Below are 23735 nucleotides of genomic sequence, written 5' to 3' on the forward strand. Positions count from 1 at the left end.
CCAACCTCGCCAGATATGGGGCTTATGCCGTGATCCCAGTTCAGTTGAGCGGGGACCGCCAGCGCAACCCCTCGAACCTGGCGAAGTCCTTGTCATAGGTCACGAATTCACAACCATGCTCGATGGCGAGCGCCGCCAGATAGGCATCAGGAATCAGCTTGCCCGTCGCCCCGGACTGGCGGCAGAGCCTGGTGAAGATCTCCCAGTGCCGCTCGCCTGCGTGAACCAGCACCGCATGCGGCTGGTTTCGGACACTGTCGGCGAACCGCCTGGCTATCTCGAAGGTCGTGGAGCCTGGTATCCGGCGGTTGGTGACGATGCGTACGAAGCCATTGATGACGAAGTCGCTCACCGCATACGCCTCATCACCGCCGAGCAGCTCTTTGACGGTGGCGAGACACGGCTCGTGGTGCTCGACATCCATCCGCTGAGCACTGACCAGCATGTTGACGTCAAGCATCCGCATGCCGCACCTCCCCGAGGACGCTCTCGATGTCCTCGAACTCCATCATTTCCTTGATTTCTGCCCACGCGAGCTTCGGCCCTGTGGCGTCGCCGGACAGGGGAAGATCGATCGGGGGGCGCTCCGCCATTTCGGTGGAGCGGTTCATGAGGTGCCTCAAGGCATCCTCCATCACTGAGTTGAGACTGCGTCCGTTTCGTGCCGCGTACGCCTTCGCCTCGTTGAGGAGCGTTTCGTCGATGCGCACCGTGGTCCTCCGCATGACTCCAGCGTCCGCCGCCGACATAAAAATGTCAACAGCAGATAGTAGTCACACGATCACAGGTTTTACAGCCCCTTTGCCACCTCACCAGCTCGCCACATTCACCTCCCCGTCGGTCACCACCTCGACCGGCTGCCCGACCAGCTCGCGGGACTCGGCGTCGGCCATCAGCTCCTGCCGGGTCACCTGGGCGTACGCGCGTCCGCCCGCCGGCAGGTCGACGACGAGGATGCCCTTCCGCGGCGCCCCGTCCCGGTCGTGCGCGACCGTGTAGCCGGCCACCACCGCGGGCCCCGCGTAGGCCGCGACGATCGGCACCGGCTCGGCTCTGAACACCGGCTCGCCGTCGCCCAGCGTGCCGCCGGGCTCGGTGGACCAGACGGCGTAGGCGTGCTTGGTCAGGTGCATGCCGACCCCGGTGACCAGACCGTGGCCTGGCCGGGCGAGCAGCCGGGCGGCCATCGTGGCGGTGGAGTGCAGCACGTAGTCGCTGGCCGGACCGCCCGCGTACGGCAGGCCACCGGTGACGGTGAGCCCGCGCCGGTCCAGCGGGTCGAGCCCGATGGCGTCGCAGGCCTGGCGCAGCGCGATGGCGAAGCAGCTGTAGAGGTCGAGCGCGTCCATGTCGTCCAGCCCCAGCCCGGCTCGCGCGAACGCCGACGTGGCCGCCCTGGCGATGGCCTGCGACGAGCCGAGCGCGGGCCGGGCCGCGACTTCCCAGGTGTCCTCGGCGTACGCCCAGCCGCGCAGGTAGACGCGCCGGTCGTGCGGGACGCCGAGCCGGTCGGCCAGCTCGGTGCTGGCCAGGATGACGGCGGCCGCCTGGTCGACCTCCAGCACGGCCACCGTGTTCCTGGTGTACGGCCAGCCGACGAACCGGTTGCCCGTCACCAGCTCCTCGGGCGTGCGAGGGGTGCGCCGCCAGGCGTGCGGGTTGGCGGCGGCCACCTCGGTCATCGGCGCCATCATGCGCCCCCGGTCGAGCATCTCCTGTTCGAGGGAGAGACCGAGCGCCGCCCGCCGGGCCGTCTCCATGATCGCGTAGGTGTGCACCGGCAGGAACAGCTCGTGCGCGAGCTCGGCGGGGTGCGGCGGCCGTTCCCAGCCGTAGGGCGGCTTGGGGGTGGCGGCATGGCTCCACGGCACCCGTTCGCCGGCCTGCCGGTAGGCGCGGCGGGTGGCGAGCGCCTCGGCTCCGGTGACCAGGGCCGAGTCGAGCTCCCCCGCCGCGATTCTGGCCGCGGCCTCGCCGATGAGCAGGTGCGGCGCCGTACCGCTGACCTTGGAGTAGGCGTGGTGGCGCGGGGTCGCGCCGAGCCGCTCGGCGAGCCTGCCGGTCGGGGAGTCGTACTGCCAGGAGTCGGTGTGGACGATCTGGATCGAGTCGAGGCGCGCCACGGGGAGCCGGGCCTCACTGGCGGCGGCGCGGGCCTCCTCCTCCCACAGGTCGAGCGGTTCGGGACCGGGCTGCTTGCGGACCGTGCGCTGGGCGGCGCCGATGAGGCAGGGCGTGCGTGGATCCATTCCGCCATCTAACCAGAACAATGTTCGGTCAATGGGGAGTAGACTCCGGATATTCATGATCGCGAATGGCGATCAAGATCCATTCGAGCCGCGTACCGCCACGAAAGCCGCATCAGAAACAACCGTCTATCGACACCCCCACGGGGTCCGTGACCTGCGGCGACGTCCGTCCTATAGGATCATTGACCGATGGGCGCGCAACACGCTTGACGCGATCCTTATAGACCGCGGTCCACGCTGGCCAGATAACAAATGCCTATCCCAGCTGCAATTGACCAGTTGATCTGGAAAAATCCACCGTTACAACCCCAGAAAGGCAATTCATGATCCCCCGGGCCAGGCACCTGGCAGCCGCCGCGCTCAGCGGCGCGCTGCTGATGCTGCCGGTCTTCGCGGGGGTGTCGGATGCCTCGGCCGCCTCCAAGGTCTACAAGGTGGCGCTGACCAAGACGCGGGCGGACGTGCAGCGGGTCGCCAACTACTGGAAGCCGGAGCAGCTCAAGAAGGCCGACAGCTACAGCCCCGCCACGCCGAGCTCGCAGCCCGCGCCGGTGGCGAAGGCCGCCTCCGGAGGCGCCGTCAACGCGCCGATCGGCGCGTCCGGCTCGGCGCTGCGGACGTCCCAGGCGGTGACGCCCGCCCCACCGACCAAGGGCGCCGCCAGGACCATGGGGAAGGTCTACTTCCGCTTCGGCAACAAGGAATACTGGTGCTCGGCCAGCTCCGTCGCGGCCAAGAACCACAGCGTGGTCGCCACGGCCGCGCACTGCGCCTACGACGCGCGGCAGGGCAACGCCGCCGCATACTGGATCTTCGTTCCCAATCCGGGCAGCAACGGCGAGGCGCCCGACGGCATCTACGTCGGCTCCTCGATCAGCATGCACGAGGACTGGCCGGGCAAGAACGACTACGACTACGACTACGCGTTCGTGACCGTGCACCGCGGCTTCACCTGGCAGAAGCAGGGCGACAAATACGTCGCCAAAGACGTCGGCCAGCTGCAGGACAATGTCGGCGGCCTGGGCCTGGAGCTCAGCAGAAGGTCCCCTCTCAGCGACATCCACGCCTTCGGCTACGCGGCCGGTCCGCAGCCCGACGGCAGCCGCCCGTTCAACGGCCTGTCGCTGCAGCCCTGCGTGGGCAGCACCCGCAAGGCCGTGGCCCCCGGCCTCGACCTCAACTTCGGGGTCCAGCTCGCCCCCTGCAACTTCAGCAAGGGCGCCAGCGGCGGGCCCTGGGTGTTCGGCTGGCAGGCGGACAAGAAGCTCGGCAATCTGGTCGGCGTCAACAGCCTGACCTGGAACACCGACGCGAAGGGCGAGTTCGACGCGGTCTCGTCGCCGTACTTCAGCATCGTCACCGGAGAGGCCTACCGGCACGCCGCTGCGCAGACAACTCCGACAAATGTGATGTAGCTCATACGTCACCCCCCGGTCACGCGCCGTGATCAGGAGCAATCCACATCTCGGAACGATCACGACGACGCTCTCGCCGTTGACCTGCGCTGGAGCGCAACCACACGGTCGCTGTCAGCGCTGTACGGTTCCGGCTGTCCGTTCGCTGACCTTCGGGGCGCACGAAGGCGCCGCGTCAGCTAAAGGAAAAGCCTGGAGATGTTGTGAAGCGAATCCTCCTTCCCGTTGGTGGCGCCGTCCTGGCGACCGGCCTGCTCACGACCGGTCTGACCGGTGCCGTACAAGCCGCAGGCGATGTGGCGACCGACCCGATGGCCAGGAACACCAGCCAGGCCGCCTCCGTCGTATCGTTCTGGCTCGCCTCCAACGGCGCGGCGCTCCGCCAGGCCACGGCCTACACCTGGGATTCCAACCAGGTGCGGAAAGTCGTCTCCAAGGGCGGTTACAGCCCTGACGGCCGGCCCGGCAGCACCGCCCCCGGCGGCGCCGAGCGGTCCTCCTCCAACTCCCAGAACGTGAACCTGCCGAAGACCGTCGGCAAGGTGTTCTTCGTCGACGGATCCGGCAAGTTCCGCTGGTGCTCGGCCTCGTCGATCCAGTCGAACTACCGCAACCTGGTCGCCACGGCCGCGCACTGCGTGTACGACACCGACAGCAACTCCGCGCTGCTGGACAACTGGGTCTTCGTCCCGGGCTATTACCAGGGCAAGACCCCGTGGGGCATCTACGTCGGCAAGCAGGCGTTCACCCACCACGACTTCGACGTCTACGAGGACTACGACCGCGACTACGCGTTCGTCACCGTCTACAACGGCATCCAGTTCGACGGCGTCAAGCGGGTGAGCAAGCGCGACTACAAGCGCTTCAGCGGTCCCAAGCGCTCCTGGGGCGGCAACAACTACATCCTGCTGTCCAAGGACGCGGGCCGCCTCGGCGACAACGTCGGCGGCCAGGGCTTCGCCTGGAACCAGGCCTCCAACCGGACGGTCCGCACCTTCGGCTACCCCGCGGCGCCGCACCCCGACGGCAACAAGCCCTACAGCGGCGTCACGCCGAAGCACTGCTACGGCCGGACAACCGCGAAGACGGTCGGCGCCTCCTGGCTCAAGATCCAGGAGCACATCGGCCTCAAGTGCGCCGTGACCCCCGGCTTCGACGGCGCCCCCTGGCTGACCCAGTACAACAACGGCAAGCGGCTCGGTTACGTCAACGGCGTCGCCAGCACCTTTGCCGACCAGGACGGCAACGACCGCATCGACTACATCACCTCGCCGTACTTCGACGGCGAGACCGCGGCGGTCTACCAGGCCGCCAGGAACGTGTGGTCCGGCAAGATCGTCGGCCCGAAGGGCGAGCTGTACAAGTAACGGCGACACGAAGGGGGTCCGGCTTCGGCCGGGCCCCCTTTTTTCGTGCCGGCGGCCCGAACCTGAACGTTCCCTGTGAAGATCGAGCCAACTTAGACGGAACAGCGGCAATTCTGGTTCCTGTGATCTAAGTCACATTTCTTCGGTCAACAACCCGCGCGTGGGGACTAACGGCACTTTCGTCCCGCCCGCAACAGCCCCCGCATACCCTGCACAGACGCACCCGAACGATCACTCAACGCATTCATCCCTGACATATAACGAAAAGGTCACGGCGGTTGGGGTTCGTGCCGAAGCCTCCACAACGGCTTTCACCTGCGGAGATCACCGCGCTATGTTCCTTGCTATCCCTTTACTGACGCATGGGCCGCATGTTGCAGCCCACGACAGACCAAGGAGCAGTTCCCTTGAAGCGCATCCTCATTCCCGCCGGTGGAGCCATCCTCGCCACCGGCATGCTGGCCGCCGGCCTCGCCGGCACGGCCACTGCCACGGCCACCTCCGACATCGCCAAGGACCCGATGGCGACGAGCGCGGCCAACGCGAAGGCCATCGCCGACTACTGGGCGGCTTCCAACGGTGCTGCCCTGAAGGCCGCGAAGGAGTCCAACGTCTGGAGCGCGAAGGACGTCGCCAAGCTCCAGAGCAAGGGCGGCTACAGCTCCGACACCAAGCCGGGCAGCACCAAGCCCATCAGCGACAGCAAGAAGAGCTCCGCCAAGTCGCAGAACGTCAACATGCCGAAGACCATCGGCAAGGTGTTCTTCGTCAACAAGAAGGGCGAGCGCAAGTGGTGCTCCGCCACGTCGATCCAGTCCAAGTACAAGAACCTGGTGGCCACCGCCGGCCACTGTGCGTACGACACCTCCGGTAACACGGCCGTCATGGACAAGTGGGTCTTCGTCCCGGGCTACTACCAGGGCAAGACCCCGTGGGGCATCTACGTCGGTAAGACCGCTTACACGCACTACGACTTCGACGTGTACGAGGACTACGACCGCGACTACGCGTTCGTGGCCGTCTACAACGGCGTCCAGATCGGCGCGGGCACCCCGAAGAAGGTGACCAAGGCCGAGTTCGACAAGCACACGGGCATCAAGGAAGCCAAGGACATCGAGATCCAGCGGTCGGAGTTCCGGGCGTGCAAGCTCGACCCCACCTCGACCGTGGCCTGCTGGGTCAAGCGTGGCGAGAAGGCTCAGCCCACCGGCCCTGACTTCCCGAACGCCGAGGTCGCCAAGGTCGAGGTCGCCGAGGAGACGTACAAGAAGGCCCGGATCGGCAAGGGCAACGGCCGCAAGTTCGGCGAGCCCGTCGTCGAGATCGTGACCGACCGCGACGCCGCGGTCTACCTGGCCCGGCAGAAGAAGGACCCGAAGAAGTACCCGGCCAAGGTCGTCAAGGACCGGCGTGGGAACTGGACCATCACCCACTTCTTCGTGCAGCAGTGGTACAAGCCGGGCTCGGACACGAAGTTCTACAAGACCGACTTCTACATCATCGAGGGCCACGTCAAGGACGCGGGCCGTCTCGGCGACAACGTCGGCGGCCAGGGCTTCGCCTGGAACCAGCCGACCCAGAAGATCGTCCGCGTGTTCGGCTACCCCGCCGGATCGCACCCCGACGGCCACAAGAACTACACCGGCATCACGCCGAAGTGGTGCTACGGCAAGACCACGAAGAAGCTGGTGGGCTCGGCCGCCAAGAAGATCCAGGAGCACGTCGCGCTCAAGTGCGCGATGACCGAGGGCGCCGACGGTGGCCCCTGGCTGCTCAACTACAGCAACAACAAGCGTCTCGGCTACGTGAACGGTGTCACCAGCACCTTCAACGACCAGGACGGCAACGACCGCGTGGACTACATCTCCTCGCCGTACTTCGACGGTGAGACCAACACGATCTACAAGGCCGCCGCCAACGTGTGGTCCGGCAAGATCGTTTAGTCACACCCGGCGATCGGTTCTCACGCATCGTCACGGTTCAACCCGAAGGGTCCGGCGTCGCCGGGCCCTTCGGCCGTTTCCGGAGCGGAATGTGAAGGCGTTTGGACGCATGGGAGCCCCAGACGGTGCCATCAAGCCACTGTGATCTGCGTCACACTGCGCACGCGGGTGGCGCCGGCGGGACACTGCCGACCCTGTCGCCCCACTGACAACACTCTTATGTTGATCTGCGGAGATGCGCCGTCAGTCCCGTTCGCCCGCCTCATCCGCATCGGTCGGCTAAACATCACGGAACGGTTACGCCCGCCATGTCCCATCTTTTCCTGGCAAAGCGGCTACCCGACTTCAAGATCCACACTGTATGTTCCTGGCTATCCCTTTACTGACGCATGGGGCGCACAAAGCGTTCCACGACAGACCAAGGAGTTACCTTGAAGCGCATCCTCCTCCCCGCCGGTGGCGCCATTCTGGCCACCGGACTGCTGGCCGCCGGCCTGGCCGGTACCGCTAACGCCAACGCGGTTCCCGACTGGGCGTCGGACACCATGGCCAAGGACGCCCCTGCCGCTGCGGCAGTGGCCGAGTTCTGGTTCAAGGCCAACGGGCACACCAACAACCTCGCCAAGGCGACTCCCTACACCTGGGAGACCAAGGCCACCTCCAAGCTCAAGGTCAGCGGCGGCTATACGCCCGACACCAAGGCTTCGACGGTCGCGCCGATCGGCGAGGAGAAGAAGACCGCCTCGAAGACCAAGAACATCAACCTGCCGAAGACCATCGGCAAGGTGTTCTTCGTGGACTCCAAGGGCGACCTGAAGTGGTGCTCCGGCACCTCGATCCAGGGCAAGTACAAGAACCTGGTCGCCACCGCTGGTCACTGCGCCTATGACGACAACAAGAACGCCAGCGTCATGGACAAGTGGGTGTTCGTGCCCGGTTACTACCAGGGCAAGACCCCGTGGGGCATCTACGTCGGTAAGACGGCGTTCACGCACTACGACTACTCCGTGTACAACGACCGCGACCGCGACTACGCGTTCGTGACCGTGTACAACGGCATCCAGCCGGGTGCCGGTGCGGCGACCAAGGTCACCCCCGAGGAGTACAAGAAGTACGAGGGGCACAAGGAGGTCAAGAAGGTCGAGGTCTCCAAGGAAGAGTGGATCGCCGGCCGTAAGGACCCGAAGACCTCTCCCTTCTACGACATCGACCCCGGCGAGCGGGACAAGGCCACTGGGCCGGACTTCCCGGGTGCCGAGGTGGCCAAGTTCGAGGTCTCCGAGGCCACGTACAAGGCTGCTCGTTTCGGCCAGGGCAACGGCAAGCGTTTCGGCGACCCCATCGTCGAGAACGTGACCTACGAAGACGCCATCAAGTACATCAAGGCGCAGAAGCCGAGCTGGAGGCCCGGGCAGCCGCTGCCGGCGCCGACGGCGAAGAACCCCGGCAAGGTCGAGCTGGACCGCGCGGGCAACGCCACCATCACGCGTTTCTACGTGCAGCAGTGGTACAAGCCCGGCAAGAGTGGCTCCTTCTTCCGCATTGACTTCTACGTTTTCAAGGACGTCAACAAGGACCTGGGCGCCCTCGGCAACAACGTCGGTGGCCAGGGTGTCGCCTGGAACCAGAAGACCGGTGGCAAGGTCTTCGTCTTCGGTTACCCGGCCGACGCTCACAAGGACGGCCACAAGGCCTACACCGGTGTCACGCCGAAGTGGTGCTACGGCGCCACCTCCGGCAAGACCTACGCCTCCGCCGCTTACAAGGCTGAGGAGCACGTGGCCCTGAAGTGCGCGATGACCCCGGGCGCCGACGGCTCCCCGTGGCTCGTCAAGTACAGCAACGCCAAGCGTCTCGGCTACGTGAACGGTGTCACCAGCCTGTTCCACGACCAGGACGGCAACGACCGTTACGACTACAGCTCCTCGCCGTACTTCGACGGTGAGACCGCTACGGTCTACAACCAGGCTGCCAACACCTGGTCGGGCTCCCTCGCGAAGTAGTTTTTCGCGAGTCGCCACGAGCGCGAGGGTCCAAACCTCGTACTCACCCTGTTCCACCCGAAGGGCTCGGCTTCTGCCGGGCCCTTCGGCCTTTCTCAAGGGATGTCCAGAGAGCTCTTAGCCCTGTGACCAGAGTGACGATAGGGTTCTAACGCCCGTTATGTAAATATTGTGGAGATCTCCAGTGAAGCGCCTGCTCATCCCCCTCACCGCCACCGCCCTGAGCGCCGCAGCTCTCACCGTGCCCGCCAGCGCGACCGCCCCCGCCTGGGCGTCAGACCCCCTCGCCGCCTCCCCCGCCGACGGCTACAGCAACGTCTCCTTCTGGCTCAGCGCCAACGGCGCCGCCCTCCGCAAGGCCACCCAGTACCACTGGGACTCCAAAGCCGTGCAGAAGGTCAAGATCGCCAAGGCCAGTGACCAGCCGGACGACGGCAAGCCCGGTTCGACCGCCCCCGCCACCAAGGCGCCGGCCGGCACCAAGGTCAAGAACGTCAACCTGCCGCGCACCATCGGCAAGGTGTTCTTCGTCGACAACAAGGGCGAGCACCACTGGTGCTCCGCCACCTCCATCCAGTCCCGGCACCGGAACCTGGTCGCCACCGCGGGCCACTGCGTCTTCGAGAACGGCAAGGACGACGTCTACGAGAAGTGGGTGTTCGTCCCCGGCTACTACCAGGGCAAGGCCCCCTGGGGCATCTACGCGGGCGCCTACGCCTTCACGGCCTACGACCTGGACACCTACGACGACTACGACGGCGACTTCGCCTTCGTCGCGGTGCACAACGGCTTCCAGTTCGCCGGCTCGAAGGAAGTCAGCAAGGCCGACTACGACAAGTGGACGGGCGACAAGTGGGTCAAGGCCCGCGAGATCACCCGTGAGGACTTCGTCAAGTGCCGGCTGAACCTCGGCAAGTGCTGGTCCCAGAGCAGGACCGAGAGCGAGCTCGCCGGCCCCGACTTCCCCGGCGCCGTCGTGGAGAGGGTCGAAGTCAGCGACAAGACGTACAAGGACGCCAAGCTCGGCAAGGGCCAAGGCTACAAGTTCGGCGAACCGATCGTTGAGAACGTCACCAAGCCCCGGTGGGACGCCTACAAGGGCCTCGGCATCAAGTCCGAGGACAAGGCCGGCAACTACCTGATCACCCACTACTACACGCAGAAGTGGGTCAAGCCCGGCACCGACCGCAAGTACTTCACCGCCGCGTACACCATCGGCATCGGCAAGGACATGGGCCCCCTGGGCGAGGCCGTCGGCGGCCAGGGCATCGCCTGGAACCAGCCCCTGGGCCAGAAGGTCACGGTCTTCGGCTACCCGGGCGAGCCGCACCCCGACGGCCACAAGGCCTTCACCGGTGTGACGCCCAAGTGGTGCTACGGCAAGACCGGCACCAAGACGTACCAGGCCAACACCTTCCGGGTCGAGACGCACCAGGTGCTCAAGTGCTCGATGACCGGCGGCGCGGACGGCGGCCCCTGGCTGCTGCGCTACAGCAACGGCAAGCGCACCGGTTACCTCAACGGCGTGACGAGCATGTTCCACGACCAGGACGGCAACGACCGGGTGGACCTCATCAGCTCCCCCTACTTCGACGGTGAGGTGGCCGACGTGTACAACAAGGCCAACTACGCCGAGACGAAGCCGGTCGTCGGCCCGAACGGCGAGCTGCTCAAGTAACGACAGCACCGGAGCCCGTCACCGCGCAGGTGGCGGGCTTCACGCCTGCTCAGACCAGCTCCCGCGTCCGCTCGTGCAGCGCCACCACCGCAGGCTCCTTCTTGTACGGCTCCAGCCGCCTGCGCAGGTCGGCCACGTAGGACCGGGACCGGGCGGACTGCAGCTCGCCGGCCAGCGTCCACGCCGCCACCCCCACCGTGCAGGCCTCCTCCAGCTCGCCGCACTGCAGCAGCCCCGCCGCCAGCAGCGACAGGTTGAACATCCGGCCCCGCACATACCGCCCGTCCATGTCGAGGGAGCGCCGGGCCTGCCGTACGGCGCGCTCGCCTTCGCCGAGGTCGCGGAAGCAGTGCGCGAACTTCGCGGCCAGGTAGGCCTCGTCGAAGTACCTCAGCCAGCGCGGCTCGTCGGCGGGGCTGCGGGCGTCGAAGGCGCGTTCGGCCTCGTGCAGTGAGCCGGCGCAGGAGCGGGCGTCGCCGAGCCCCGCGTGGGCGTGCGCCTCCAGGACGTGGCTGGAGGCGAGCAGGGTGGGCACGCCGGCCCGGCGGGCGGCGAGCTGGGCGGCCCGCGCCAGGTCGAGCGCGTGGGACAGCTGGCCCATGTAGACGGCCTGGTGGGCCATGCCGGCCAGGATCTCGCCGCCCAGGGCGTGGTCGTCGGCGCCTCTGGCCAGGCGCAGGGCCTGGATGAGATAGCGCTGGGCGAGGCCGTGCTGCTCCAGGTCGTACGCCATCCAGCCGGCGAGCCGGGTGAGCTCGGCCGCGGCGGCGGCGAGCCGGCGGCCGGTGCTGTCGCCGTAGGAGCCGTCCTTGAGCAGCGGGGTCACCGCGGTGTCGAGGTATTTGACGACCGAGGAGCGAACCCGCCCGCTGCCGAACCGGTTGTCGAGCTCGCCGAAGGAGCGGGTGACCTCGTGCACGGCGGCGATGTCCGCCCTGCCCACGCGGCGCGCGCCCGTACTGCTGGGCCGTCCTTCAGGCGGGGAGGTGAGCCAGCGCACGGCCCCCACGGAGCCCGCGCCGATCGCGAACGTCGAGTCGATGAGGAACCGCCGCCGCTCCACGTCGGCCCGCCACAGCGCGGTCACGGTCGTGACCCCCTCCTGCCACGTGTGCGTGAACTCCTGCCCGAGATCGAGGGGGGTGGTGATGGCGGACATGCCCAGCTCCGCCGCCGTCACGGGCCGGCCGAGGCGCAGGGCGAAGATCTCGGTGAGGAGGCTGGGCACCGGATCTCTCGGCCGCTGGCCGCCGATCCAGCGCAGCACGGAGCTGTGGTCGTATTTCAGGCCGGGGGTGCCGCGTGCGGTCGCGAGGTCGTTGATGCGCCTGGCCAGTCCCTTGTGGGAGAAGCCCGCCTCCGCGATGAGCTGCCGCAGCAGTCGGTTGGGCTCGCGTTCCATCGCTCTCCTCATGGCAGGAGTCGGGGCGCCCGCATCCTTACAGAGAGCTCTTTTTATAGCACGGTGAGTCAGGAACATTGAGGGAATCCTGGTGCCGGCTTGAGCCGTGCTTAGGGATGCGGGAGCCGCGTTCTCCTGCCCGGGGAGCGGCTGCTCAGTCCTTCTTGCGGGCCACGCCGTCGGCCCTGGCCTGAGCGGCGACGGCCGCCGTGACCGCGGGGGCGACGCGCTCGTCGAAGGGGCTCGGGATGACGTACTCGGCCGTGAGGTCGTCACCCACGACGGCGGCGAGCGCGTTGGCGGCGGCCACCTTCATGTTCTCGGTGATCGTGGTGGCTCTGACGTCCAGCGCGCCCCGGAACACGCCGGGGAAGGCCAGCACGTTGTTGATCTGGTTGGGGAAGTCGGAGCGGCCGGTGGCGACCACCGCGGCGTGCCGGGCGGCCACCTCGGGGAGGACTTCGGGCGTCGGGTTGGACAGGGCGAAGACGATGGAGTCGGCGGCCATGGCGGCGATGGCCTGCTCGGTGACGGTCGAGCCGGACAGCCCCACGAACACGTCGGCGCCCACCAGGGCCTCTTCGGTGGAGCCGGTGTGGCCCGCCTTGTTGGTGTCGCGCGCCAGGGCCTGCTTGACGGAGTTGAGGCCCTCCCTGCCGTCGTAGATCAGGCCCTTGGAGTCCGCCACCGCGATGTCGCCGATGCCGGCCTCCAGCAGGATGCGGGTGACCGCGACGCCCGCCGCGCCGGCGCCGGCCACCACCGCGCGCAGGTCGCCCAGGGTGCGGCCGGTGAGCCGCGCGGCGTTGCGCAGCGCGGCGAGCACCACGATGGCGGTGCCGTGCTGGTCGTCGTGGAAGACCGGGATGTCGAGCAGGTCGCGCAGCCTGTCCTCGATCTCGAAGCAGCGCGGCGCGCTGATGTCCTCCAGGTTGATGCCGCCGAAGGAGGGCGCGAGCCGGGCCACGGTCTCCACCAGCTCGTCGACGTCGGTGCAGGCCAGGCAGAGCGGGATGGCGTTGACGCCGCCGAACTCCTTGAACAGCAGGGCCTTGCCCTCCATGACCGGCATGGCGGCGGCGGGGCCGATGTCGCCGAGACCGAGGACGGCGGTGCCGTCGGTGATGACGGCCACCACGTTGGAGGTCCAGGTGTAGTCGTCGGCCAGCGACGGCGTCTCGGCGATCGCGGTGCAGACGCGGGCCACCCCGGGGGTGTAGGCGAGCGACAGGTCACCGGCGTCGCGGACCGGGACGGTGGAGCGGACTTCGAGCTTGCCCCCGCGGTGCAGGGCGAAGGCGGGATCTTGATCGAAAGCGGGCGTCATGGACACAGAACCCCAGAAGTTCAGCGGACGGAAGAGACCTTCGGAAGACACTCGAGAGGCCTGGCTTCGGTAGCCGCCAGGTTCCCCTCGTCGATCGTCTCGTTGAGGGGGTTACGGGGGTCACCCGTTCCCTCATGATGCCACATGCTGAGACGGCCTCTGGTATCGCGCCCGTCGCTGATCCGTTGACGCATTGTTAATCGGCAGAGTGCGGAGCTCTGCATAACCCCATCTAAACTGCATGAAACTCATCTTTCGTGGCATATCACTTGAGGAGGCCTCTTATGGCCCTCTGGCCCTTGACACGCCGCGGCTCCGCCGCCGGCGCACTCGCCCTGACCGCCGCTCTGGCCCTGACCGCCTGCGGCAGCGACACCGGAGGCACGGGTACGGCCACCACCGACGCCAGCGCCTCGGCCGCCGGTGGCGCGCAGTTGGTGAAGCCCGGCAAGCTCACCGTTTGCACGAACATCCCGTATGAGCCGTTCCAGTTCAAGGACGCCAGCGGCAAGGTCGTCGGGTTCGACGTGGACATCGTCGATCTGGCCGCCAAGAAGCTCGGCGTTGAGCAGGAGATCGTCGACATCGACTTCGCCGTCATCAAGAGCGGCGCGGCCATGGCCGCCAAGAAGTGCGACATGGCCGCCGCCGGCATGACGATCACCCCCGAGCGTCAGCAGAACATCGACTTCTCGGTCCCCTACTTCGACGCCACGCAGGCCCTGCTGGCCAAGAAGGGCACCGGCGCCACCTCCTTGGAGGACGTCAAGGCGAAGAACCTCAAGCTCGGCGCGCAGGCCAGCACCACCGGCCTCGACTACGTCAAGAAGCAGGGCTTCGACCCGACCGAGTACGCCGACTCGCCCAAGGAGCTCCTGGCCCTGCAGGCCGGTCAGGCCGACGTGATCGTCCAGGACCTCCCGGTGGTGCTCACCTGGCTGAAGAAGCCGGATGTCGCGGAGAAGTTCGAGCTGATCGCCAGCCTCGACACCGGCGAGCAGTACGGCGTCGGCCTCAAGAAGGGCGCCGACCCCGTCCTCCTCAAGACGATCAACGACGAGATCACCAAGGCCAAGTCCGACGGGACCTACGAGGAGATCTTCGTCAAGTGGTTCGGTAAGAAGCCCGGCGAGCTGGGCTGATCCATGGCGGAACTGCCGAGAACGGCTGAGCCGGCGCGAGCCCGGCTCAGCCCCCGCAAGAAGCAGCGCATCAGCCGAGGCATCCAGTACGCCGTCCTGATCGCCGCCCTGGTCGGGTTCGTCTTCTACGCCGACTGGCCGAGCCTGGCGCAGAACTTCGCCAAGCCCGACGTGGCGGCGCACGCCCTGCCCGACCTGTTCACGATCGCCCTGCGCAACACGATCATCTACACGGTCGGCGGCTTCGTCCTGTCGGCCGTGTTCGGGCTGCTGCTCGCGCTGATGCGGCTGTCGACGGTGCGTCCGTACCGGTGGATCTCGTCGATCTACATCGAGATCTTCCGCGGCCTGCCGGCCCTGCTGATCTTCCTGATGATCACCTTCCTGCCGCTGGCGCTGCCCGGCTTCGAGGTGCCCTTCGGCACCTACGGACAGGGCATCCTCGGGCTCGGCCTGGTCGGCGCGGCCTACCAGGCGGAGATCTTCAGGGCGGGCCTGCAGGCCGTGCCCCGGGGGCAGATCGAGGCGGCCAGGTCACTGGGCATGTCGGCGGCCAGGTCGCAGGTCACCGTGGTGATCCCGCAGGCCATCCGGATCGTCATCCCGCCGACCACCAACCAGTTCGTGGCCCTGCTGAAGGACTCCTCCCTGGTCCTGTTCCTGGGCGTCTCCGGTCAGTACGTGGAGCTGGCCAAGTTCGGCAACGACCTGGCCTCCCAGTACGCCAACGCCACGCCCATCATGGTCGCCGGCATCACGTACCTGATCGTCACCATCCCGCTGGGCTACCTCGCGGGACGGCTGGAGAAGCTCAAGGGGACGGGCCGATGACCCACGCCATCGAGATCAAGGACCTGCACAAGCACTTCGGCGCCAACAAGGTGCTCGTGGGCATCGACATGCTGGTCGAACCCGGCCAGGTGGTGTGCGTGATCGGGCCCTCGGGCTCCGGCAAGTCGACGCTGCTGCGCTGCGTGAACCTGCTGGAGGAGCCGACCAAGGGGCACGTCCACGTCGAGGGCATCGAGGTCACCGACCCCGACGTGGACATCGACGCGGTCAGGCGCCGCATCGGCATGGTGTTCCAGCAGTTCAACCTCTTCCCGCACATGACGGCCCTGCAGAACGTGATGATCGCCCAGCAGCGGGTGCTGAAGCGGTCCAAGCGGGACGCCGAGGTCGTCGCCAGGGAGAACCTGGAGAAGGTCGGCGTCGGCGACAAGTGCGACTCCTTCCCCGCCCAGCTCTCCGGCGGTCAGCAGCAGCGGGTGGCCATCGCCAGGGCGCTGGCGATGAACCCCGACCTGATGCTGTTCGACGAGCCCACCTCGGCGCTCGACCCGGAGCTGGTCGGCGACGTGCTCGCCGTCATGCGCAAGCTGGCGGAGGAGGGCATGACCATGCTCGTGGTCACCCATGAGATGGGCTTCGCCCGCGAGGTGGCCGACCGGGTGGTCTTCATGGACGGCGGCGTCATCGTCGAGGACGGCCCGCCCAGCCAGGTGATCGGCGATCCCCAGCAAGAACGCACCCGCTCCTTCCTCGCCCGGGTCCTGCACCCCGAAGGGGGATGACGACCAGGGGCGTCCCGTTCCGGGGCGCCCCTCGCGGCGTACCAGGGGCGTCCCATTTCGGAGCGCCCTTCGCGGCGTACCAGGGGCGTCCCATTTCGGGGCGCCCTTCGCGGCGTGTAATACTCCGGCATGGACCTGACCTCTTACGCCGAGTGGGCGGTCCGCCTGGTCAACGATCCCGCCGCACCGCCCGAGCTCCAGCCGCTGCGGGCGGAGCTGGCCGCGGTGTTCGACGCCGGCGACGGCGCGACGGTGGCCGGCCTGCTCAACGCCCTCCTGTCCCGCTATCCCGTACGCCCTCAGCTGACGGACCACGACGGGCACTGGCATCTGCACCTGGCGGACCAGAGCGGCGCCGCGGCCGTCATGGGGCTGGCCGCGGTCGTCGCCGAGCTGGGCGCCGAGCGGCTGGGCCGCTGCCTGGACCCCCGGTGCTCGAACGCCTTCCTCGACACCTCCTCCAACCGCTCCCGCCGCTACTGCTCGGCACGCTGCGCCAGCCGGGCCAACGTGGCCGCCTACCGGGCGCGCCGCCGCCAGTAGCGCAGTGACCGGTAGCGCAGTGGCCGGTAGCGCAGTGGCCGGTAGCGCGGCGGCCAGTAGCGCAGCACGACCCGCCCGACCAGCTCGGGGACCGCGCCGAAGTCCCAGCTGTCGCGGCGGCCAGAGGCGCGCTGGTTGTCGCTCTCCAGCCACCAGCCGTCCGCGCCGTGCCAGGCGACCCGCTTGACGATCAGCCGGTCCGGCTCGCCGGGCAACCTGGCCACCACGAGGTCGCCGGGGCGCACCCGGGCGCCGCGCCGTACCAGAAGCCAGTCCCCGGGCAGCAGCGCCGGACGCATCGAGTCACCCTCGACACGCACTCTCATGGGCTTGACCCCCTCATCCGAAGGCGTTTGAACACGAGTAAGGTCGGTACTTGGACCAAGCTGATTCGGCATCAAGGAAGGATTTTCTGATGCTCGCACGACTGCTACGACCCAAGCATGTCGCTTCCGCCCACTGCGACCTGCCCTGCGGTGTCTACGACCCCGCTCAGGCCCGGATCGAGGCGGAGTCGGTCAAGGCGATCATGGAGAAGTACGCGGGCAATGAGGACCCGGTCTTCCGCGCTCGCGCGATCACCATCAAGGAGGAGCGGGCCGAGCTGGTCAAGCACCACCTGTGGGTGCTCTGGACCGACTACTTCAAGCCTCCGCACCTGGAGACCTACCCCCAGCTCCACCAGCTCTTCTGGGACGCCACGAAGCTGGCCGGCGCGGCGGGCGGCAAGGGGACGGTCGACGTCGCCAAGGCCGATGCGCTGCTCGGCAAGATCGACGAGATCTCCAAGATCTTCTGGGAGACCAAGGCCGCCTAAACCGGCGCAAAAGGCTCTGTGCGGCTCCAGACCGCACAGAGCCTTTTCCGTTGATGGCGAGTCTGAATCCGCCAAGCACGTCCCAGGGGCGGTAAGTTGCAGTAGGCGTCTTATACGCGAGGAGGATCGTGACCGAGGAAACCGAGACGCGCACGACAGGCGAGGCAGCCATCCGCGACGTGGTGAGCATCAGGCTCCCCGCCGCCAGCGCTTATCTGTCCGTGTTGCGTACGGCCACGGCCGGGCTGGCCGCCCGGCTGGATTTCACGCTGGACGAGATCGAGGATCTGCGGATCGCGGTCGACGAAGCGTGCGCCATGCTGCTGAGCGAAGCGGTCCCGGGCACCGACCTGACCGCCGAGTTCGAGCTCACGGGCCAGGAGATGCAGGTCCGCGTCGAGGTCGCAACTGTGGGGAGCTCTGCGCCGAAACGCGATGATTTCGCCTGGATGGTGCTGACCGCGCTGGCAGACGACGTCGACGCGGTGACCGACTCCCCCGACCGCATGGCGATCGTCCTGCGTAAGCGCCGAGGCGTGGCGAGGTCGGCGTGACGGAAGGGACTGGAGCCATGGCCACCAGCGAACACGCCGTGCCCGACCGGGTGCGTGCTCGCATGCTCTTCGCCGAGCTGTCCGAGCTGAGTCCCGAGGAGCCGCGCCGCCAGCGCATCAGGGACGAGCTGGTCGAGCTTCACCTTCCCCTGGTCGAATATCTGGCCCGTCGCTTCCGCAACCGGGGCGAGTGGCTCGACGACCTCACGCAGGTCGCCACCATCGGTCTGATCAAGTCCATCGACCGGTTCGACCTCAACCGCGGCGTCGAGTTCTCCACCTACGCCACGCCCACGATCGTCGGCGAGATCAAGCGCCACTTCCGTGACAAGGGCTGGGCGGTCCGGGTGCCGCGCCGGCTGCAGGAGCTCAAGCTCTCGCTCACCAAGGCGATCAGCGAGCTGTCGCAGCGCGAAGGCCGGGCGCCCACGGTGGCCGAGTTGGCCGCCTTCCTCAAGATGACCGAGGAGGAGGTGCTCGAGGGGCTCGAGTCGGCCAACGCCTATTCGACCGTGTCCCTGGACGCGCCCGACTCCGGCGACGACGACGCGCCGGCCGTCTCCGACTCGCTCGGCATCGTCGACGAGTCGCTGGAGGGGGTCGAATATCGCGAGTCGCTCAAGCCGCTGCTGGAGCGGCTGCCGCCGCGCGAGAAGCGCATCCTGCTGCTGCGTTTCTTCGGCAACATGACCCAGTCGCAGATCGCCACCGAGCTCGGCATCTCACAGATGCACGTGTCCCGGCTGCTCGCCCGCACCCTCGCCCAGCTTCGCGAGGGCCTTACGGCCGACGACTAGGTCTCGTCCCCATAGAGGGCGTGGGTGGTGGGAGGCGCCAGCAGCGTGCCGAGCCCGATCAGGGCGACCACGATCAACGGGATCCCGATGAGTGGCTGGTCCGACTGGATGAGCGTGACCGCCACCGGGATCATGAAGATCTGGGTCAGCACGCTGGGCGCTCTCCCCCACCGCTCGGCCGCCAGCAGTCCGCCCCAGGCCACCCAGAGCAGTCCGGCGCCGATCAGCAGGCCGAACGCCGCCTCGGCCAGCGCGGCCGTCAGGTCGTCGGCTCCGCCGCGCACCGTCTCCACCAGGACGTAGATGCCCAGCCCGGACGCGACCAGCCCTTCGAGGGCGACGACGAGGGCGGCGGTGATCAGGCTCCATGGACGCTTCGACACATCCGAACCCTACCTACGCGTACGCCCGCCGCAGAATCCCGCTCCGGCGAAACCTCACAAAATGGGATTTTCTCCACAAGGTAGACATCGACCAGCGGATACGCTGGCCCCATGCGCACGATGCTCTTGGTGAACCCCAAGGCCACCACCACGAACGCCCGGACACGCGACGTGCTCATCCGCGCGCTGGGCGCCGCCGTCGATCTGACCGTCGAGCAGACGGCCTACCGCGGCCACGCGGCCACCCTGGCCGCCAACGCCCGCGCCAAGGGCTACGACGTGGTGGCTGTGCTGGGCGGTGACGGGACCATCAACGAGACGGTCAACGGACTGCTCAACCCGGTCAACGGCGGCACACCCCCCGGCGGCGACGACCCGAGCGCGGGGCGGCCGGGCCTGATCGTCATCCCGGGCGGCAGCGCCAACGTCTTCGCCAGGGCCCTCGGCCTGCCCAACGAGCCCATCGAGGCCACCGGCGCCGTGCTGGAGGCGCTGCGCGAGGGCCGGCGGCGCACCGTCGGGCTGGGGCAGGCCCTCTGGGAGGGCGAGAGCCGCTACTTCACCTTCTGCTCGGGCATGGGCTACGACGCGGAGGTCATCAGAGCCGTCGAGGGGCTGCGGGGAGCCGGGCGCAAGGCAACCCCCACCCGGTATGTCAACACCGCCCTGCGGCACTATCTGGCGACGGACAAGCAGCATCCCGCGATGCGCCTGACCGGTCCCGGCATCCCGTCTGCCGCCGGCGTCTACATGGCGATCATCAGCAACACCTCGCCCTGGTCCTACATCGGGAGCAAGCCCGTCCTCCCCACACCCTGGGCGGCCTTCGAGACCGGGCTCGACATGCTGGCGCTGCGGCGGATCGGGCCGCTGGCGATGGCGCCGGTCGTCCGGCACATCCTCACCGAGCGTGACAGCCTGCCGTCCGGCAGGCACCTGGTCCAGTTGCACGACGAGGCGGAGTTCACCCTGACCGCCAACCGCCCGGTGGCCTTCCAACTGGACGGGGACTACCTCGGCGAGCGCGAGTACGTCACATTCCGGGCTACCCCGAACGCATTACAAGTTCTGGTCTAGCACGTTACATTCGGTGATTGTGTGACGCATCCGACATCCCAAACGGCCAAAACTTCGGTCAGACCCTCTTGCGTGCACTCTCCGTGGCTGAAAAGCTCAATTCACGACGTCGGAACGTAGGACCTTTAACACCCCAAAGATCCTCCGACGGCGAACATCTCCCGGCCCACACGATCCGGGACCTCGTTCGCACGCCTTAGTGAAATCATTCACAAAGTAGCCGCGCGGAGCCGACCTAAGGCTCCATCGACTAAGGAGTGGACGCATGGACTGGCGCCACGTAGCTGCCTGCCGTGACGTGGACCCCGAGCTGTTCTTCCCGATCGGCAACACCGGACCGGCACTCATGCAGATCGAGGAGGCCAAGCAAGTATGTCATTCCTGCTCGGCCATGGATGCCTGCCTGAAGTGGGCGCTGGAGTCCGGACAGGACGCCGGCGTCTGGGGCGGCCTCAGCGAGGACGAGCGTAGGGCGCTCAAGCGCCGCAGCGCCCGGGCCCGCGCCCGCGCCACCGCCTGAAACAATCCGGAGAAGTACAGCGTGGCAAAGGAGCCCCGTCTGAACGCCGCAGCCCATCACCCAGCCTGGTGCGACCACGTTTCCACCAGGACCACGCCGCGTCCCTGACACAGGGGCGCGGCGTTCAGGCTTTTCTGGGGGAATCCAGGCCGATCAGGTGGCGGGCAGCGGGATCGAGAGCGTGACCTCCGTGCCGCCACCCTCCCGCGGCTTGACCGCCAGCCTGCCCGACAGCTCCCCCTCGACGAGGGTGCGGACGATCTGCAGGCCGAGGCTGGTGGAGCTGTCGAGGTCGAACCCCTCGGGCAGCCCCTGACCGTCGTCCCAGACGAGCACGTTGAGCCGCTCGGGGCCCGGCTCGACCACCACCTGCAGCCGCTGGGGCCGGCCGTGCTGGAGCGCGTTCTGCAGCAACTCGGTCAGCGCCATCGCGAGCGGGGTGGCGATCAGCGAGGGCAGCACCCCGAAGCCGCCCACCCGCCGCGGCATGACGGCCGCCTCCGCCGCCGAGACCTCCCCCGCCATCGCGATCACCCGGTCGGCGATGTCGTCGAAGTCCACGAACTCCTCCGGCGCGTGCGAGAGCGTCTCGTGCACGATCGCGATCGACCCGACCCGCCGTACGGCCTCCTCCAGCGCCTCGCGGCCCTCCGGCACCTGCAGCCGCCTGGCCTGGAGCCGGAGCAGCGCGGCCACGGTCTGCAGGTTGTTCTTGACCCGGTGGTGGATCTCGCGGATGGTGGCGTCCTTGGTCATCAGCTCCCGCTCACGCCGCCGCAGCTCGGTCACGTCACGGATGAGCACCAGCGCGCCGATCCGGCCGCCGCCGACGATCAACGGGATCGCCCGGAGCTGCACGATCGTGCCGCCCGACTCCACCTCTGTCTCCTTGGCGGCCCGCCCGCTGGCCACGATCATGAGATCTTCGTTGATGGGCTCGTCGGAGTAGCACAGCGTCGCGGTCACCCTGCCGAGCTCGGCGCCCACCAGGTCGGCGTGCAGCCCGAGCCGCCGGTAGGCCGACAGCGCGTTGGGCGAGGCGTAGGTGACCCGGCCCGCCCTGTCCAGTCGCAGCAGGCCGTCGCCGACCCGGGGCGAGCGGACCAGGATCGGCTCGTCGCCGGAGAACGGGAAGCGCCCCTCGGCCACCATCTGCGCCAGGTCCGAGGCGCTCTGCAGGTAGGTGAGCTCCAGCCGGGACGGGGTGCGGGCCGAGGACAGGTTGGTGGAGCGCTGGATGATCGCCAGGAAGCGCGCCTCACCCTCCGGGACCGCGCGCCGCACCGGGATGGTCTCCTCCCGGACCGGCACGCCGGTCGACCAGTCGGGGTCGCCCTCCCGGCAGATGCGCCGCTCGTTCCAGGCGGTGTCGATCAGCGGGCGCTCGCCCTTGGCGGCCACGGAGCCGACGATGTCGTCGTGATAGACGGTCGGCCCGGTGGTGGGCCGCATCTGGGCGATCGCGATCCAGCCGCCCTCACCCAGCAGGGGCGCCCACAGGATGAGATCGGCGAACGACAGGTCGGCCAGCAGCTGCCAGTCGGAGACCAGCGAGTGCAGCCAGTCGAGGTCCTCCGCGTTCAGCGCGGTGTGGCGGACGACGAGGTCGCTGAGAGTCGGCACGAGTGCATCATGCGTGCTCGACCGCCTAACAGCCAAACCGGCGCCCTGGTTGAATGCGCACATGGGGCTGTACGCGCACACCGGCTGCCGCCTCGGCCGCAGCGGCGAGGCCTGGTCCGGCCAAGACGCAACGTCTCGGCATACGAGACGCAAAAGTGCCTATTTACCCGCCTTTTTCATCAAATCTCACATTGTGAGAACCATCACACTGCGCAGGCTCTTCCGCCGCCATGACCCGCGCTTCCTGGGCCGGTTTCCCAAGATCGACACGCTTCCTGCCGCACCCCGCAGGGCCTTCGCACCGACCTCGGTTGCGGCCACGCCCACCCCTGCGGTTATCCTTCACCATCAGCCTGAGCTGCCCGGATTGGCGTGCGACAGGGCGAGCGAGCCGCCCGGCCTCGCCCTCCCGGATCCTGCCACCCGTGCGGAGCCGCAACCGCGGGCAGGAGGCTGCCGGCCGCCGTCCGTGCCGGCGGGCCGCCTTCACCCATGGTTGACCGCTCGGGCCGAAGTGAGTTCCGATGATCTCGCGGTGACCAGACACGCCCTCACCGCCGTGGCAGAAGTGAAGGTGAGAGCGTGACAGACGACGGCCCTCGCGTACCGAAGTACTACGACGTGAAACGGAGCCTGCTCGAGCTCACCAAGTCGCTCTCGGCGGGCACCGCGCTGCCGCCCGAGCGGACGCTGGCCGTACGCTTCGAGACCTCGCGCACGACCGTCAGGCAGGCGCTGACCGAGCTCGTCGTGGAGGGGCGGCTGCTGCGCATCCAGGGCAAGGGCACGTTCGTCGCGCAGCCCAAGGTCGCCCAGGTGCTGCAGCTGACCTCCTACATCGGCGACCTGCGCACCGCCGGGCTGGAGCCCGACACCAAGATCCTGGAGATCGGCTACCTCACCGCGGACGAGCCGCTGGCCAGGCGGCTGGCCATCAACCCGGGCGGGCGCGTGCTGCGCATCCACCGGCTCCGGCTGGCCAACGGCGAGCCCGTCTCGGTCGACACCACCCACCTGTCCGCGCGCCGCTTCCCCCGGCTGCGGCGCGAACTGGAAGTGCACTCCTCGCTGTACGAGACGCTGCACAACGCCTACAACGTACGGCTGACGGACGCCGAGGAGATCATCGAGACCGTGCTCGCCACCCCGTACGACGCGAAGCTGCTCGGCGTGGACGTGGGCCTGCCCATGCTGCTGCTGACCCGGCACGCCTTCGACGCCGACGGCAACCCGGTGGAGTGGGCGCAGTCGCTCTACCGGGGAGACCGCTACAAGTTCGTCACCCGGTTGCGCCGCCCGTAGTCTCCGCCGCCGGCGCTCT

Annotated in this window: 23 protein-coding genes; 15 read left to right on the plus strand and 8 right to left on the minus strand. The window is 67.9% G+C overall.

All coding sequences use genetic code 11. The features are described 5' to 3' along the window. Positions 1 to 40 precede the first annotated feature (40 nt). The 3 genes from OHA68_RS04735 to OHA68_RS04745 all read right to left on the minus strand — a co-directional run bounded on the left by OHA68_RS04735 (position 41) and on the right by OHA68_RS04745 (position 2249). Positions 41 to 466, minus strand: coding sequence for a type II toxin-antitoxin system VapC family toxin (locus OHA68_RS04735; RefSeq protein ID WP_327106515.1), 426 nt, complete (start codon positions 464 to 466; stop codon positions 41 to 43). Then, entirely contained in the window at positions 453 to 710 is a 258-nt protein-coding gene (locus tag OHA68_RS04740; protein ID WP_327106516.1) for a hypothetical protein, read from the minus strand. The genes OHA68_RS04735 and OHA68_RS04740 overlap by 14 nt, the downstream gene beginning before the upstream one ends. Positions 711 to 809: 99 nt before the next feature. Then, positions 810 to 2249: an acetyl-CoA synthetase gene (locus OHA68_RS04745; RefSeq protein ID WP_327106517.1), complete on the minus strand. Its 1440-nt coding sequence runs from the start codon at positions 2247 to 2249 to the stop codon at positions 810 to 812. 323 nt (positions 2250 to 2572) lie between these two features. On the opposite strand from OHA68_RS04745, the gene OHA68_RS04750 reads away from it, so the two are divergent. The 5 genes from OHA68_RS04750 to OHA68_RS04770 all read left to right on the plus strand — a co-directional run bounded on the left by OHA68_RS04750 (position 2573) and on the right by OHA68_RS04770 (position 10655). After that, entirely contained in the window at positions 2573 to 3664 is a 1092-nt protein-coding gene (locus OHA68_RS04750; RefSeq protein WP_327106518.1) for a trypsin-like serine peptidase, read from the plus strand. 203 nt (positions 3665 to 3867) lie between these two features. Then, the gene (locus OHA68_RS04755; RefSeq protein ID WP_327106519.1) at positions 3868 to 5031 is read left to right on the plus strand and encodes a trypsin-like serine peptidase; all 1164 of its coding nucleotides are present in this window, start codon (positions 3868 to 3870) and stop codon (positions 5029 to 5031) included. A 407-nt stretch (positions 5032 to 5438) separates the two neighbouring features. Continuing rightward, positions 5439 to 6974 (plus strand): trypsin-like serine peptidase, encoded by a 1536-nt coding sequence (locus tag OHA68_RS04760; RefSeq protein WP_327106520.1) that lies wholly within the window; start codon positions 5439 to 5441, stop codon positions 6972 to 6974. A 431-nt stretch (positions 6975 to 7405) separates the two neighbouring features. Further along, positions 7406 to 8977: a trypsin-like serine peptidase gene (locus OHA68_RS04765; protein ID WP_327106521.1), complete on the plus strand. Its 1572-nt coding sequence runs from the start codon at positions 7406 to 7408 to the stop codon at positions 8975 to 8977. Positions 8978 to 9161: 184 nt separating this feature from the next. After that, positions 9162 to 10655 (plus strand): trypsin-like serine peptidase, encoded by a 1494-nt coding sequence (locus OHA68_RS04770; protein ID WP_327106522.1) that lies wholly within the window; start codon positions 9162 to 9164, stop codon positions 10653 to 10655. A gap of 49 nt (positions 10656 to 10704) precedes the next feature. Here the strand turns inward: OHA68_RS04770 and OHA68_RS04775 are convergent, their stop codons facing one another. After that, positions 10705 to 12057, minus strand: a complete 1353-nt coding sequence (locus OHA68_RS04775) for a hypothetical protein (protein WP_327106523.1) — start codon at positions 12055 to 12057, stop codon at positions 10705 to 10707. 154 nt (positions 12058 to 12211) lie between these two features. Continuing rightward, positions 12212 to 13384 carry an NAD(P)-dependent malic enzyme gene (locus OHA68_RS04780; RefSeq protein ID WP_327106524.1) on the minus strand — a complete coding sequence of 391 codons (1173 nt, stop codon included), beginning with the start codon at positions 13382 to 13384 and terminating at the stop codon, positions 12212 to 12214. 284 nt (positions 13385 to 13668) lie between these two features. Here OHA68_RS04780 and OHA68_RS04785 point away from each other — a divergent pair, with 284 nt between their 5' ends. The 4 genes from OHA68_RS04785 to OHA68_RS04800 all read left to right on the plus strand — a co-directional run bounded on the left by OHA68_RS04785 (position 13669) and on the right by OHA68_RS04800 (position 16643). Then, on the plus strand, positions 13669 to 14526 hold the full coding sequence (locus tag OHA68_RS04785) for an ABC transporter substrate-binding protein (RefSeq protein WP_327106525.1): 858 nt from the start codon (positions 13669 to 13671) through the stop codon (positions 14524 to 14526). A gap of 3 nt (positions 14527 to 14529) precedes the next feature. Next, on the plus strand, positions 14530 to 15357 hold the full coding sequence (locus tag OHA68_RS04790) for an amino acid ABC transporter permease (protein WP_327106526.1): 828 nt from the start codon (positions 14530 to 14532) through the stop codon (positions 15355 to 15357). Beyond that, positions 15354 to 16100 carry an amino acid ABC transporter ATP-binding protein gene (locus OHA68_RS04795; protein ID WP_327106527.1) on the plus strand — a complete coding sequence of 249 codons (747 nt, stop codon included), beginning with the start codon at positions 15354 to 15356 and terminating at the stop codon, positions 16098 to 16100. The genes OHA68_RS04790 and OHA68_RS04795 overlap by 4 nt, the downstream gene beginning before the upstream one ends. Positions 16101 to 16229: 129 nt before the next feature. After that, the gene (locus tag OHA68_RS04800; protein ID WP_189136395.1) at positions 16230 to 16643 is read left to right on the plus strand and encodes a CGNR zinc finger domain-containing protein; all 414 of its coding nucleotides are present in this window, start codon (positions 16230 to 16232) and stop codon (positions 16641 to 16643) included. Here the strand turns inward: OHA68_RS04800 and OHA68_RS04805 are convergent. After that, the gene (locus OHA68_RS04805) at positions 16619 to 16969 is read right to left on the minus strand and encodes a S24 family peptidase (RefSeq protein ID WP_327106528.1); all 351 of its coding nucleotides are present in this window, start codon (positions 16967 to 16969) and stop codon (positions 16619 to 16621) included. The two genes, OHA68_RS04800 and OHA68_RS04805, sit on opposite strands and share 25 nt — an antisense overlap. 89 nt (positions 16970 to 17058) lie before the next feature. Between OHA68_RS04805 and sodN the strand changes: the two genes are divergently transcribed. The 3 genes from sodN (at position 17059) to OHA68_RS04820 (ending at position 18811) form a co-directional block, all read left to right on the plus strand. Next, positions 17059 to 17460 (plus strand): superoxide dismutase, Ni, encoded by a 402-nt coding sequence (gene sodN / locus OHA68_RS04810; RefSeq protein ID WP_225276875.1) that lies wholly within the window; start codon positions 17059 to 17061, stop codon positions 17458 to 17460. Positions 17461 to 17588: 128 nt separating this feature from the next. After that, complete coding sequence (locus OHA68_RS04815) at positions 17589 to 18014, plus strand: ATP-binding protein (protein WP_189136393.1); 426 nt, start codon at positions 17589 to 17591, stop codon at positions 18012 to 18014. Between the two features lie 17 nt (positions 18015 to 18031). Then, a complete protein-coding gene (locus OHA68_RS04820) occupies positions 18032 to 18811 on the plus strand; it encodes an RNA polymerase sigma factor SigF (RefSeq protein WP_327106529.1) in 780 nt (259 codons plus the stop codon). Here the strand turns inward: OHA68_RS04820 and OHA68_RS04825 are convergent. Continuing rightward, positions 18808 to 19194 (minus strand): hypothetical protein, encoded by a 387-nt coding sequence (locus OHA68_RS04825; RefSeq protein WP_189136391.1) that lies wholly within the window; start codon positions 19192 to 19194, stop codon positions 18808 to 18810. The two genes, OHA68_RS04820 and OHA68_RS04825, sit on opposite strands and share 4 nt — an antisense overlap. Before the next feature lie 111 nt (positions 19195 to 19305). Here OHA68_RS04825 and OHA68_RS04830 point away from each other — a divergent pair, with 111 nt between their 5' ends. After that, entirely contained in the window at positions 19306 to 20271 is a 966-nt protein-coding gene (locus OHA68_RS04830) for a diacylglycerol/lipid kinase family protein (RefSeq protein WP_327106530.1), read from the plus strand. A gap of 265 nt (positions 20272 to 20536) precedes the next feature. Then, positions 20537 to 20791, plus strand: a complete 255-nt coding sequence (locus tag OHA68_RS04835; protein WP_189136389.1) for a WhiB family transcriptional regulator — start codon at positions 20537 to 20539, stop codon at positions 20789 to 20791. 153 nt (positions 20792 to 20944) lie between these two features. Here OHA68_RS04835 and OHA68_RS04840 read toward each other — a convergent pair whose 3' ends face one another. After that, positions 20945 to 22414 carry a histidine kinase N-terminal domain-containing protein gene (locus OHA68_RS04840; RefSeq protein WP_327106531.1) on the minus strand — a complete coding sequence of 490 codons (1470 nt, stop codon included), beginning with the start codon at positions 22412 to 22414 and terminating at the stop codon, positions 20945 to 20947. 582 nt (positions 22415 to 22996) lie between these two features. Between OHA68_RS04840 and OHA68_RS04845 the strand changes: the two genes are divergently transcribed. Next, the gene (locus tag OHA68_RS04845; RefSeq protein WP_189136387.1) at positions 22997 to 23716 is read left to right on the plus strand and encodes a GntR family transcriptional regulator; all 720 of its coding nucleotides are present in this window, start codon (positions 22997 to 22999) and stop codon (positions 23714 to 23716) included. Positions 23717 to 23735 lie beyond the last annotated feature (19 nt).

The sequence above is a fragment of the Nonomuraea glycinis genome, from assembly GCF_035920485.1.
GTDB lineage: Bacteria > Actinomycetota > Actinomycetes > Streptosporangiales > Streptosporangiaceae > Nonomuraea > Nonomuraea glycinis.